This is a genomic window from Kribbella sp. CA-294648 (assembly GCF_050943845.1).
In the GTDB taxonomy this organism is placed as follows: Bacteria; Actinomycetota; Actinomycetes; order Propionibacteriales; family Kribbellaceae; genus Kribbella.
On sequence record NZ_CP191981.1, the window covers coordinates 158,692 to 171,836 of the forward strand.

11 protein-coding genes are annotated in these 13,145 nt (G+C 67.6%); 7 read left to right on the plus strand and 4 right to left on the minus strand.

Annotated features, from left to right (window positions below):
* Position 1: 1 nt before the first annotated feature.
* Positions 2–1,477 carry an NAD(P)/FAD-dependent oxidoreductase gene (locus ACQPYM_RS00780; protein WP_433013160.1) on the minus strand — a complete coding sequence of 492 codons (1,476 nt, stop codon included), beginning with the start codon at positions 1,475–1,477 and terminating at the stop codon, positions 2–4.
* On the minus strand, positions 1,462–1,947 hold the full coding sequence (locus tag ACQPYM_RS00785) for an Lrp/AsnC family transcriptional regulator (protein ID WP_433013162.1): 486 nt from the start codon (positions 1,945–1,947) through the stop codon (positions 1,462–1,464). Before ACQPYM_RS00785 ends, ACQPYM_RS00780 begins: the two co-directional genes overlap by 16 nt.
* A 157-nt stretch (positions 1,948–2,104) precedes the next feature.
* Between ACQPYM_RS00785 and ACQPYM_RS00790 the strand changes: the two genes are divergently transcribed.
* From ACQPYM_RS00790 to ACQPYM_RS00810, 5 genes are read left to right on the plus strand one after another with little or no spacing between them, the layout of a single operon-like run.
* Complete coding sequence (locus ACQPYM_RS00790) at positions 2,105–3,292, plus strand: polyamine ABC transporter substrate-binding protein (protein WP_433013164.1); 1,188 nt, start codon at positions 2,105–2,107, stop codon at positions 3,290–3,292.
* A gap of 6 nt (positions 3,293–3,298) precedes the next feature.
* Complete coding sequence (locus ACQPYM_RS00795; RefSeq protein ID WP_433013166.1) at positions 3,299–4,426, plus strand: ABC transporter ATP-binding protein; 1,128 nt, start codon at positions 3,299–3,301, stop codon at positions 4,424–4,426.
* The gene (locus ACQPYM_RS00800) at positions 4,423–5,343 is read left to right on the plus strand and encodes an ABC transporter permease (protein ID WP_433013168.1); all 921 of its coding nucleotides are present in this window, start codon (positions 4,423–4,425) and stop codon (positions 5,341–5,343) included. The genes ACQPYM_RS00795 and ACQPYM_RS00800 overlap by 4 nt, the downstream gene beginning before the upstream one ends.
* Positions 5,340–6,149: an ABC transporter permease gene (locus tag ACQPYM_RS00805; protein ID WP_433013170.1), complete on the plus strand. Its 810-nt coding sequence runs from the start codon at positions 5,340–5,342 to the stop codon at positions 6,147–6,149. Before ACQPYM_RS00800 ends, ACQPYM_RS00805 begins: the two co-directional genes overlap by 4 nt.
* Positions 6,139–7,506, plus strand: coding sequence for an NAD(P)/FAD-dependent oxidoreductase (locus ACQPYM_RS00810; RefSeq protein WP_433013172.1), 1,368 nt, complete (start codon positions 6,139–6,141; stop codon positions 7,504–7,506). Before ACQPYM_RS00805 ends, ACQPYM_RS00810 begins: the two co-directional genes overlap by 11 nt.
* 66 nt (positions 7,507–7,572) lie before the next feature.
* On the opposite strand, the gene ACQPYM_RS00815 is transcribed toward ACQPYM_RS00810, so the two are convergent.
* Positions 7,573–8,976 (minus strand): aspartate aminotransferase family protein, encoded by a 1,404-nt coding sequence (locus ACQPYM_RS00815; RefSeq protein WP_433013174.1) that lies wholly within the window; start codon positions 8,974–8,976, stop codon positions 7,573–7,575.
* A gap of 143 nt (positions 8,977–9,119) precedes the next feature.
* Between ACQPYM_RS00815 and ACQPYM_RS00820 the strand changes: the two genes are divergently transcribed.
* Together ACQPYM_RS00820 and ACQPYM_RS00825 are read left to right on the plus strand one after the other, a co-directional pair.
* Positions 9,120–10,748 carry an amidohydrolase gene (locus ACQPYM_RS00820; protein ID WP_433013176.1) on the plus strand — a complete coding sequence of 543 codons (1,629 nt, stop codon included), beginning with the start codon at positions 9,120–9,122 and terminating at the stop codon, positions 10,746–10,748.
* A gap of 62 nt (positions 10,749–10,810) precedes the next feature.
* On the plus strand, positions 10,811–12,235 hold the full coding sequence (locus ACQPYM_RS00825; protein ID WP_433013178.1) for a gamma-aminobutyraldehyde dehydrogenase: 1,425 nt from the start codon (positions 10,811–10,813) through the stop codon (positions 12,233–12,235).
* Here the strand turns inward: ACQPYM_RS00825 and ACQPYM_RS00830 are convergent.
* Positions 12,232–13,065 (minus strand): LLM class flavin-dependent oxidoreductase, encoded by an 834-nt coding sequence (locus ACQPYM_RS00830; RefSeq protein ID WP_433013180.1) that lies wholly within the window; start codon positions 13,063–13,065, stop codon positions 12,232–12,234. The two genes, ACQPYM_RS00825 and ACQPYM_RS00830, sit on opposite strands and share 4 nt — an antisense overlap.
* Positions 13,066–13,145: the final 80 nt, after the last annotated feature.

Consider the following 13,145-nt stretch of genomic DNA (forward strand, 5'->3'; position numbering starts at 1 on the left):
CTCAACCTCCGAGCAGGGGTGCCATCCAGCGCGCGATGCGACTGTCGCGTCGCGTCAGCCTCTCCTCGGTATCGGCCGCGGTCATCACCCGGAGGCCGGCGTTGATGCCGAGCCAGCGCAACGGCTCGGGTTCCCAGCGCGGTGAGCGGTGGTCGACCCAGGGGAGGTGGATGAGTCGAGTGTCCCGGCGAAGGATGAGGTCGGTCCACGTCCGGCCGGCCAGGTTCGTCGTACTGACGCCGTCGCCGACGTAACCGCCGGCCCAGGCCAGGCCGGTCCCGTGGTCGATCCCGACCGACGCGCACCAGTCCCGCGGTACGCCGAGCGCACCACCCCACGCATGCGTGAACGCAACATCGTCCAACCCGTCGAAGAGCCCGCGCAACGTCGCCTGCAATGCGGCGAAGACCCGTGGCTCAGTGTCGAACGATGACTTGATCCGGGAGCCGAAGTGGTACGGCGCACCCCGCCCGCCGAAGGCCAGCCGCCCGTCGGCCGTCCGCTGCCCGTAGATCACCAGATGCCGGTGATCGCTGAACGTCGGGCGATCCGCCAGCCCGATCCGCTCCCACGTTGCCGCGGACAACGGCTCCGTTGCCACCATCAACGAGTATACCGGTGCCAGCGTCCGCGACTCCCCGGCCAGCGAAGGCGTGAACCCCTCGGTCGCCCGGACGACGACCTCAGCCCGCAGTACGCCGTACTGCGTGACGGCCCGGCCGGCCTCGATCGCCAGCACCCGCGTGTGCTCGTGGATCGTCACGCCGAGCCGCTCGACCACGGCGGCCAGCCCACGCACCAGCTTGCCCGGATGGATCGCGGCGCAGTGCGGCGTGAATGTTGCCCCCAGCACCTTTCTCGCCCGCACTCGAGTAGCCACCTCGTCGGGTTCCAGGAAACGCAGATCGCCCGGGCCCCACTCCGCGGCCTCGGCCACCTCGGCTCGTGCGCGTGCGAGCTGGGCGGCGGTTCGGGCGAGCACGATCGTGCCGCCCTTGTGGTAGTCGCAGTCGATGCCTTCGAGCGCACTGACCCGCCCGACCTCGTTTACCGATCCCTGCATAGCCAGGTGCATCGCGATCGCCGACTCGCGACTCGAGCCAGGCAGGGAGGCGAGCCGGCGCGACGAGACCGGGAACAATGCGGAACACCAGCCACCGTTGCGCCCGGAGGCACCGAACCCGACGGTCTCCGCCTCGAGCACCACGATCCGCAGACTCGGGTCGGCCTTCGCCAGGTAGTACGCCGTCCACAGCCCGGTGTACCCGGCACCGACGATCGCCACGTCGGCATCCCGCTCACCCGCGAGCGGCAACCGCTCCGCCCCCGACCCCGCGACTCCGGCCGACCCCGCGACCCCGGCCGATCCCGCGACCCCGGCCGACCCCGCCGACCCCGCCGAACCGGCCGAGTCTGCGGACTGCTCCGGCTTCGCAGGATCCGCGGTCTCGGCCCAGAGGATCAGCGGACACCCCACGAGTAGGTCTGCTTGACCAGCTTCAGGTAGACGAACGTCTCGGTCACCTTCACGCCCTTGATCGACCGGACCCGTTCGGACAGCACCTTGAGCAACTGCTCGTCACTCTCGCAGAGCACCTCGGCGAGCAGGTCGAAGGAGCCGGCCGTGATCACGACGTACTCGATCTCGTCCATCGCCGCGAGTTCCTCGGCGATCGGCTCGAGCGCGCCCTCGGCCTTGATCCCGATCATCGCCTGCCGGGCGAAGCCCATCTCCAGCGGATCGGTGACGGCGACCACCTGCATGACGCCGGCGTCGGTGAGCCGCTGCACCCGTTGCCGGACCGCGGCCTCGGACAACCCGACTGCCTTGCCGATCGCGGCGTAGGACTTGCGGCCGTCCAGTTGGAGCTCGCGGATGATGGCCTTGGCGATGTCGTCGAGCAGTACCGCGCTGTTCTTGTCGGGAGTCCCCGTACGTCCGGTCACCAGCAGATCCTTTCAGCGTCACCGCGCCACCGGCAACCCGCAGTACCGGAATCCGTTGCCAAATGACGATTCAACTACGGAATCCCTTGTCTTGGCGAAATTCGTTTGACAGTATCGCCCGCGAAAGACCCTCAGAATGACTCTGCTAGGAGGTCGGATGAGCTCTCGTCCGCAGCCGGTGATCGGGCGCCGGGCCGTCCTCCGTGGGGCTGCGCTCGGTTTGGGGGCGGGTGGGCTGCTCAGTGCGTGCGGCATCCCGGCCGCGAAACAGAGCGCCGACAGCTGCCTGAGTACCGACCTGTCGGCGACCGAGAAGACGCTGATCTTCTCCAACTGGCCGAGCTACATGGACGAGTCGAAGGAGAAGGTCAACGGCCAGACCGTGCTGCCGACGCTGGCCGCCTTCGAGAAGCAGACCGGCATCAAGGTCACCTATACCGCGGACGTCAACGACAACGCCGAGTTCTACGCCAAGGTGCGCGACCAGCTCGGCGCCTGCCAGCCCTGCGGCCGCGACATCTTCGTGCTGACCGACTGGATGGCCGCCCGCACGGTCGGCCTCGGCTGGATCCAGAAGCTCGACCACGCCAACCTCCCGAACGTCGACAAGAACCTGCTCCAACAGCTGAAGGCACCGCGCTGGGACCCGAACCGCGACCACAGCGTGCCCTGGCAGACCGGCCTGACCGGGATCGCCTACAACGCGAAGTTCACCAAGGAGGTCGGCAGCTTCGCCGATCTGCTCAGCCGCGGCGATCTCAAGGGCAAGGTCACCATGCTGTCCGAGATGCCCGACACGATGTCGTTCATGCTCCGGCTGGAAGGCGCCGACCCGAACAAGTTCGACGACGCGGCCTGGAACAAGGCCCTGGAACGACTCAGCCGGTACGTCGCCTCCGGGCAGATCCGCCGCTTCACCGGCAACGACTACGTGCAGGACCTCAACGCGGGCAACATCGTCGCCTGTCAGGCCTGGTCGGGCGACGTGCTCGCGCTGCAGGCGGACAACCCGGACATCAAGTTCGTCGTCCCCGAAGAGGGGCTCGCGCTCTGGTCGGACAACCTGCTGGTGCCGAACAAGGCCGCCCACAAGGCGAATGCCGAGGCGCTGATGAACTACTACTACGACCCGGAGGTCGCGGCCACGCTGGCGGCCTGGGTGAACTACATCTGTCCGGTCGACGGCGCCCGTGCGGCGATGGAGAAGGTCGATCCCGAGCTGGTCGACAGCCCGCTGATCTTCCCGGACAAGACCGTGCTGGACAAGACCTTCGCGTTCATGCCGCTGGACACGGCCAAGGCGAAGCTCTACGAAACCGACTTCAACCTCGCGATCGGGGGCTGACCCGCCATGACCGGTGATCTTGTGCTCAGCGGCATCAGCAAGCAGTTCGGAGGCCACCGCGCCGTGCACGAGCTGGACCTGACCGTGCCGCAGGGCGAGTTCTTCGCGCTGCTCGGTCCGTCCGGCTGCGGCAAGACGACCACGCTGAGGATGGTCGCGGGGCTGGAGGCGCCGACCAGCGGCACGATCAGTCTGGCCGGTCAGGACATCGCCGGGCTGCGGCCGTACAAACGCCCGGTCAACACCGTCTTCCAGAACTACGCGCTCTTCCCGCACCTCGACACCTTCGAGAACGTCGCCTTCGGGCTGCGGCGACGCGGCGTGAAGGAGGTCAAGCAGAAGGTCGGGGAGATGCTCGACCTGGTCGAGCTCGGTGCCTATGGCAAACGAAAGCCATCGCAATTGTCCGGTGGCCAACAGCAACGAGTGGCGCTGGCTCGTGCGCTGATCAACCGGCCGCAGGTGCTGCTGCTGGACGAACCGCTCGGCGCGCTCGACCTCAAACTGCGCCGGCAGATGCAGCTCGAGCTGAAGCGGATCCAGACCGAGGTCGGCATCACCTTCGTGCACGTCACGCACGACCAAGAAGAAGCGATGACAATGGCCGACACGATCGCGGTGATGAACGCGGGCGTGATCGAGCAGCTCGGTTCGCCGGCCGACCTCTACGACCTGCCCGCGACCACCTTCGTCGCGAACTTCCTCGGCCAGTCCAACCTGGTCCGCGCCACCATCACCGGTCAGACGGACGGCAACCTGGTGATCGACGTACACGGCAGCAAGGTGCTCGTGCCCGTGGCGCGCTGCCGGGTCACCGAGGGCGACATCTGGATGGGGATCAGACCGGAGAAGGTGTTCCTCGCCCCGGCGGACACCGAGCACAACAACGGCTCCAACGTACTGCGCTCCGCGGTGGTGACCGATGTCAGCTACGTCGGCGTGAGTACGCAGTACCTGGCCAAACTGCCCTGGGGACAGGAGCTGACGGTGTTCGAGCAGAACACTGGGGCGCGGGAAGCGCTGAAGGTCGGCGACGCGGTCGATCTGCAGTGGCAGCCGTCGCACACGTTCGTGCTCGATGCGGCGCAGGACGCCCTGGCCGGCGTCGAGGACGTCACGGGCGACGCGGGATGACCGCGCTCGGGCAGCTTCCCGCGCCGACAGCTGGGAAGGCAGAGCGACCTGGAGCTGCTGGGAAGGCGGAGCGACCGGGGCGCCGGCTGACGGCGTACCTGCTGCTGCTTCCCGGTGGGTTGTGGTTGCTGTTGTTCTTCGTCGTACCGATCGTGACTCTGCTCGCGGCCAGCCTCTACGACCCGGACGGGTCGATCGAGGCCGGGTTCTCGATGACGTGGAGCTGGCACAACTACGTGGATGCGCTGGCCGACTACGCGCGCCCGTTCGGGCGGTCGCTGTGGTACGCCTTGCTGACAACGGCCTTCTGCCTGCTGCTCGGCTATCCGCTGGCCTACGCGATCGCGTTCAAGGCCGGCCGGTGGAAGAACGTGATGCTGGCGCTGGTGATCGCACCGTTCTTCACCAGTTTCCTGATCCGCACGCTGTCCTGGAAGACGCTGCTCAGCGACAACGGGTTCGTCGTGGATGCCTTGAAGGCCGTGCACATTCTCGGCTCGGACGGCCGGTTGCTCGCCACGACGGCGGCGGTGGTGACCGGCCTGACCTACAACTTCCTGCCGTTCATGGTGCTGCCGCTCTACGCCAGCCTGGAGAAGATCGACCATCGGCTGATCGAGGCCGGCGGTGATCTCTTCGCCGGACCGTTCACCACCTTCCGCACGGTGACGTTGCCGCTGTCGATGCCGGGTGTCGTCGCGGGAACGCTGCTGACCTTCATCCCGGCGGCCGGTGACTACATCAATGCCCAGCTGCTCGGTACGCCGAAGCAACGGATGATCGGCAACGACATCCAGCGCCTGTTCGCGGCCGGCTCCTACCCGACGGCGGCTGCCCTGTCGGTGACGCTGATGGCGGCAATCGTCGTACTGGTGCTTCTCTACGTACGCCGGTCCGGGACGGAGGAGCTGGTATGACCAGAGTCGGTCGCTGGATCGGGCGGTATCTGATCCTCTTCATCGGGTTGCTGGTGCTGCTCTACTTGTTCGCGCCGATCTTCGTCGTGATGCTGATGTCGTTCAACGCGCCGACGAACAAGCTCTCCTACACGTTCGACGGCTTCACCTGGGAGAACTGGCAGCATCCGTGCCGGCCGTCCGGGCTGTGCGAGGCGGTCAGCGTCAGCTTGCGGATCGGTCTGGTCGCGACCGTCATCGCCACCGCGCTCGGCACGTTGATGGCGTTTGCGATGGTGCGGCAACGGTTCCGCGGCCGGTCGGCGACGAACCTGTTCATCTTCCTGCCGATGGCCTCACCGGAGATCGTGCTCGGCTCGTCCCTGCTGGCGCTGTTCGTCTCGTCCGGTTTCGGCGGCCGGCTCGGCTTCTGGACGATCCTGATCGCGCACGTGATGTTCTGCCTGTCGTTCGTGGTGGTCACGGTGAAGGCGCGGTTGACCGGGATGGACTCCCGGCTCGAACAGGCGGCGATGGACCTGTACGCCAATGAGTGGCAGACGTTCTGGCGGATCACCTTCCCGCTGGTCTTCCCGGGCATCCTGGCGGCCGCGCTGCTCAGCTTCTCGCTGTCCTTCGACGACTTCATCATCACCAACCTGAACGCCGGGACGACGGTCACCTTCCCGATGTTCGTCTGGGGCTCGGCCCAACGTGACATCCCACCCCAGATCAACGTCATCGGTACTGCGATGTTCCTGCTGGCCCTGGTCCTAGTACTGGGCGGAGAACTGGCCCGCCGCCGCCGGAACCCCAGTGCTCGCTGACGCAGAACGAAAGGTCTTCTGGCTGGACGACCCGGCAGCGCCGGAACCGACCGACCAACTCATCGGGGAGCAGACGGCCGACCTTGCGATCGTCGGTGGCGGTTACACCGGCCTGTGGACAGCGCTTCGAGCCAAGGAGCGCTATCCATCGCTCGATGTCGTCGTCTTGGAGGCGTCGACTTGCGGGAGTGCGGCGAGCGGTCGCAACGGCGGTTTCTGCGCGGCGAGTCTGACGCACGGTTTCGGCAACGGCCTGGCCCGCTGGCCGGACGAGTTGGCGACGATCGACCGGCTCGGTGCGGAGAACCTGGCCGCGATCGGTGCCGCCATCGCGCAGTACGGGATCGACTGTGGGTGGGAGCGGACGGGTGAGCTGACGGTTGCGACGGCACCGCATCACCTGGGCGAGCTTGCCGAGGAGGTGGCGGCTCGGCAGGCGTTCGGCCACAAGGTCAGGCTGCTCGACGCCGCCGAAGTACGAGCTGATATCGACTCACCGACGTACCTGGGCGCGCTCGCCGACGACTCCGGTACTGCGCTGGTCGAGCCGGCCAAACTTGCGTGGGGCCTCCGACGGGCCTGTCTCGACCTCGGCGTACGAATCCACGAGCACTCACCGGTCACCAGCCTGCAGAACAATCTGTTGCACACAGCAACGGGAAGCCTGCGCGCCGACCGGATTGCCCTTGCCACCAACGCTTTCCCACCGTTGCTTCGTCGACTGAGCCTCTACACCGTGCCGGTCTACGACCTCGTGCTGGTCACCGAGCCGTTGTCGGCCGAGCAACTGACCGCGATCGGCTGGCGTCACCGCCAAGGCATCGGCGACGCGTCGAACCTGTTCCACTACTACCGACTCACCCGCGACAACCGGATCGTATGGGGCGGCTACACCCCGCTCTACCATTTCGGCAGCCGCATCGACCCGGCGTACGAGCAACGCGACAGCATCCACTCGATGCTCGCCCAGCACTTCTTCGCGACCTTCCCGCAGCTCGAAGGCCTGCGTTTCACCCACCGCTGGGGCGGCGTGATCGACACCAGCACCCGCTTCTGCGCCTTCTTCGGTACGGCGTCCGCCGGCCGCATCGCGTACGCCCTCGGCTACACCGGCCTCGGAGTCGCCGCGACCCGCTTCGGCGCCGACGTCATGCTCGACCTCCTGTACGGCGAGACCACTGAGCGCACCGAACTCCGGATGGTCCGCGAGCGGCCCCTCCCGTTTCCGCCGGAGCCGTTGCGTGCCGCAGGCATCCACCTCACCCGCTGGTCGATGGCCCGCGCGGACTCCCAGGCCGGCTACCGCAACCCCTGGCTCCGAACCCTCGACCGCCTCGGCCTCGGCTTCGACTTCTGACCACTCTGTGCACGACCTGAGCGTTTCGGAGCGACCGAACCGCTCAGCCGGTGCACAAAGTCGGCCTCAGAGCTTGGTCTCGGCCTCGGTGAGGACCGCGCGGAGGATCTGTTCGATCTCGTCGAAGTGGGTCTGGTCGCAGATCAGCGGTGGGGACAGCTGGATGACGGGGTCGCCGCGGTCGTCGGCGCGGCAGTAGAGGCCGGCGTCGAAGAGGGCCTTGGACAGGAAGCCGCGGAGCAGCCGCTCGGACTCGGCGTCGTCGAAGGTCTCCTTGGTCGCCTTGTCCTTGACCAGTTCGATCCCGTAGAAGTACCCGTCACCGCGGACGTCGCCGACCAGTGGCAGGTCGAGCAGCTTCTCGAGCGTCGCACGGAACTCCCCCTCGGTGTCCCGGACATGCTCGTTGATGCGCTCGCGCTCGAAGATGTCGAGGTTCGCGAGTGCGACGGCCGCGGAGACCGGATGGCCCCCGAAGGTGTAGCCGTGGGCGAACGACGCGTTGCCCTGCAGGAACGGCTCCATCAGCCGGTCCGTGGCGATCATCGCGCCCAACGGGGCATAGCCGGAGGTGAGTCCCTTCGCACAGGTGATCATGTCCGGGTGATAGCCGTACCGCTCGGCACCGAACATGTGGCCGAGCCGCCCGAAGGCGCAGATCACCTCGTCGCTGACCAGCAATACGTCGTACTGGTCGCAGATCTCGCGGACGCGCTCGAAGTACCCGGGTGGGGGTGGGAAGCAGCCGCCCGCGTTCTGGACCGGCTCGAGGAAGACGGCGGCGACGGTGTCGGGGCCCTCGTTCTCGATCGCGACGGCGATCTGGTCGGCGGCCCAGCGGCCGAAGGCGACCGGGTCGTCACCGTGGATCGGGGCGCGGTACAGGTTCGTGTTCGGCACCCGGAAGGTGCTCGGGACCAGCGGCTCGAACTGCGCCTTGAGGTCCGGCAGGCCGGTGATCGAGAGCGCGCCGTGGGTGGTGCCGTGGTACGCGATCGCCCGGCTGATCACCTTGTGCTTCATCGGCTTGCCGGTCAGTTTGAAGTAGTTCTTGGCCAGCTTCCAGGCGGTCTCGACGGCCTCGCCGCCACCGCTGGTGAAGAAGACCCGGTTGAGGTCGCCTGGCGCGTAGCCGGCCACCCGCTCGGCGAGCTCGATGGACTTCGGATGCGCGTACGACCAGAGCGGGAAGAACGCCAACTCGGAAGCCTGCTTCGCGGCGGCCTCGGCCAACTCGGTGCGGCCGTGCCCCAGTTGGCTGACGAACAACCCCGCCAAGCCATCCAGGTACCGCTTGCCGCGCGCGTCGTAGATGTACGCGCCGTCACCGCGCACGATGACGGGCACCTCGGCGGTCTGGTAGCTCCCCATCCTGGTGAAGTGCATCCACAGGTGGTCCCGCGCGGACTGCTGCAGACGGGCGAAGTCGGTGTCGTCTAGGGCATCGGACGGCATCATCTTTTTCCTCATCTCGAGCTGGCCGTTGCCGCCATCCTGCCCGCCTGACCGCGAACCTGGCAAGTGATTCCGTTCTGATGTGCCCGATCTCCTATCGATAACCGCTGTGGCAGAGGAAATCTTGTGCGGATTCCGCACTGAGGTTAGATGCTCTGGTGGACACCTTCTTCACCAACGGCTCAGTCTTCGACGGCCACGCCCACCACCCCGACTGGTCGATAGCCGTCCGCTCGGGCCGCATCCTCAGTGCGGGCCCCACCGTCAGCAATGTCTGGGCCGCGTTCCGCGGTCCGGATACCGAAGTGGTTGATCTGGATGGCGGATTACTGCTGCCGGGCTTCGTCGACGCCCACGTGCACCCGGTGCAAGGCGGCCTCGAGCGCGCCCGCTGCGACCTCTCCCACATCTCCGGCCGCGAGGCCACGCTCCGCACCATCGCGGCGTACGCCGAAGCGCACCCCGAGCTCGACTGGATCCTCGGCGGCGGCTGGCACCAACCCGACTACCCCGGCGGCGCCCCCACTGCGGCCGACCTCGACGCGGTCCTCCCCGACCGCCCAGCCTTCCTCGCCAACGCCGACCACCACGGCGCCTGGGTCAACTCGCGCGCCCTCAGCCTCGCCGGCATCGACTCCCGTACGCCGGACCCGTCCGACGGCCGGATCGAACGCGCCCCCGACGGCACCCCAACCGGCACTCTCCACGAGGGCGCGATGGACCTGGTCGGCCGCCTCGTCCCACCAACCACCCACGAGGAGCAGGTCGCCGCCCTCCTCGACGCCCAGGCGTACCTCCACTCCCTCGGCATCACCGGCTGGCAAGACGCGATCCTCGGCGACTACGCCAACCTCTCCGACTCGACCCCGGCGTACGTCGAACTCGCCCGCGACGGCCGCCTCACCGCCCGCGTCAACGGCGCCTTCTGGTGGCGCCGCGACCTCGGCGCCGAGCAAATCCCTGCCTTGCTGGAGCGCCGGGCAGCGCTGCAATTCCCACGCCTGCAAGCGCGCAGCGTCAAGATCATGCAAGACGGCGTAGCCGAAAACTTCACCGCCGGCATGCTCGACCCGTACTACGACGGTTGCGGCTGCCGCACCACGAACACCGGCCTCTCCTTCGTCGATCCTGAGGCCCTCCGTGACCATGTCACCGCGCTGGACGCCGCGGGCTTCCAAGTCCACGTGCACGCGATCGGAGACCGAGCGGTCCGTGAGGCGCTGGATGCCTTTGAAAAGGCGCGATCAGCAAATGGCGAGAGCGATCGAAGGCATCACATCGCTCACCTGCAGATCATCCATCCCGACGACATCGCCCGCTTCGCCGAGCTGGGCGTCGCTGCGAACATGCAGGCTCTCTGGGCGGTCTACGAGCCGCAGATGAACGAGCTGACGATCCCGTTCCTCGGCCCGGAGCGAACGGGATGGCAGTACCCCTTCGGCGATCTGGCCCGCTCGGGTGCCCGGCTCGCGGCCGGCTCGGACTGGCCGGTGTCGAGCCCGGACCCGCTGGCCGCAGTACAGGTTGCTGTGAATCGGCAGACCGGCGATGGCGAGTACGAGCCGTTCCTGCCGGAGCAGGCGCTTGACCTGGCGACGGCGCTGGCGGCGTACACGTCTGGGAGTGCATGGGTGAACCATGCCGACGAGACCGGGCGGATCGCGCCGGGCATGCTCGCGGACCTGGCCGTGCTCGACCGCGACCCGTTCACCCGACCTCTCGACGAGATCGGTGCGGCGCGGGTAGTGGCGACCTATGTCGAAGGAGAACGTGTCTTCGGCGCGTGAATCCGTTGCGGATCGCCGGAAGGCCTACCGAATTCGTTGCGACTGCGATTAGGCTCGCGGCCATGCAGACGCTCTCGAATGTTGTGGACGGCAAGCCGGCCGGCGCGCTCGGCGGTGCGACGTACGACGTGATCGATCCGGCGACCGGTGAGGTCTATGCGCAGGCGCCGAAGTCCGGGACGGAGGATGTCGACCAGGCGATGCGGGCAGCGGCCCGGGCGTTCGAGACCTGGCGGGACACGACGCCGGCGGACCGGCAGCGGATGCTGCTGAAGATCGCGGATGCGCTGGAGACACGGTCGGACGAGTTCACCCGGGTGGAGAGCGAGAACACCGGCAAGCCGCTCGCGCTGACCGCGAGCGAGGAGTTGCCGCCCTGTGTGGACCAGTTGCGCTTCTTCGCCGGCGCCGCGCGGGTCCTGGAGGGGCGGTCGGCCGGCGAGTACCTGGCCGGTCACACGTCCTGGATCCGGCGCGAGCCGATCGGGGTCGTCGGTCAGGTGACGCCGTGGAACTACCCGTTGATGATGGCGATCTGGAAGATCGCGCCTGCGCTCGCGGCCGGGAACACGGTCGTGCTGAAACCGAGCGACACCACACCGGCGTCGACGGTGCTGCTGGCCGAGCTGTGCAACGAGCTTCTGCCGCCGGGTGTCTTCAACGTGGTGTGCGGAGATCGCGACACCGGTCGCGCGCTGGTCGATCACGAGATCCCGCAGTTGGTCGCGATCACCGGATCGGTTCGGGCAGGCATGGAGGTCGCGTCGGCCGCGGCGCGACAGTTGAAGCGCACGCATCTCGAGCTGGGCGGCAAGGCTCCGGTGGTCGTCTTCGACGACGCCGACCTGGAGGCCGCGGCGGAAGCGATCGCCGGCGCAGGCTACTTCAACGCCGGCCAGGACTGCACAGCCGCAACGCGAGTGCTTGCGGGTCCACGCATCCACGACGACTTCGTCGCAGCCCTCACCGAGCAGGCGCGTTCGACCACGACAGGCCAGCCCGAGGAGGACGTCGCGTACGGCGCCCTGAACAACGCCGACCAGCTCAGCCGGGTCAAGGGCTTCGTCGACCGGCTCCCCGACCATGCTGCACTCCAGACCGGCGGCAACGCGGTCGGCGACCGCGGCTACTTCTACGAACCGACGGTCGTGTCAGGGCTGCGGCAGACCGACGAGGCGATCCAGCAGGAGATTTTCGGCCCGGTCATCACCGTCCAACGCTTCACCGACGAGGACGAAGCCCTCCGCTGGGCCAACGGCGTCGAGTACGGGCTGGCCTCCTCGGTCTTCACCCGCGACCACGGCCGCGCAATGCGAATGGCCCGCCGCCTCGACTTCGGCTGCGTCTGGATCAACGCCCACATCCCGATCGTCGCCGAGATGCCCCACGGCGGCTTCAAGAACTCCGGCCACGGCAAAGACCTCTCGATGTACGGCCTCGAGGACTACACCCGCATCAAACACGTGATGTCGAACATCGAGGTCTAGCCGCGGTAGGTGTCGAGCCGCGCGGTCACCTTCTCGAAGACCGCCAACTCATGCTCCTTGGGGGCGTAGACCACCAGTTCGTTGAAGCCGATCTGCTGGTAACGCTCGACCAGTCGCGCGAATCCGTCCTCGGACGCCCACGGGTCGATCTGCCCGTAGGCCAGCAGAATCCGCCGGATCTCGCGACCACCGAGTAGCTCGTCCAGCGCGCGGCCGCGCTCGACAGACTTCGTGTAGAACTCCTCCTCGGCGGCGGCGCCGGGGAAGGTCACCCAGCCGTCCGCGTGGGCCGCGACCACCGCGAGTGCCCGCGGAGCGTTGGCTGCCACGATCAACGGCAGCCGTTCCTGCACCGTGCCCGGCGCCATCGCGGCCAGCGTGTACGGGTAGTACGGACCGTCGTGGTCGCTCACGTCGCCTGACAGCAACCGCTCCACGACCGCGACGAACTCTGCCAGCCGGTCGGTTCGCTCGCGCGCGGTCCAGACCGGCGTACCGGCCATGCCGTGGTCGGTCGGCCAGACGCCGGAGCCGATGCCCAGGTCGAACCGTCCGCCCGAGATGTGGTCCAGCGTCGTCGCCTGCTTCGCGAGCAGGGTCGGCTGCCGGAACACCATGTTCGCGATCAGCAGCCCGACTCGGATCTTCGTCGTGGTCGCCGCCCACCCGGCGATGACGGTCGGCCCGTCGTGCACGGGAATCGCGGCGTCGCGCGGATTGCGCAGGTTGTCACCCGTCCACAGCCCGTCGAAGCCGGCCGACTCGGCGACACCCGCCCAGTACGCCGCGTCGTCCCAGCCGGCCGGATTGACCTTGAGCCCAAACCGCATGCTGTCCCCTCCTGAACTTCGTCAGTGGTCTAGTCGATTCGCTTTACCGACCAGCACCAGACAGCCAGAGTAGGTCCATG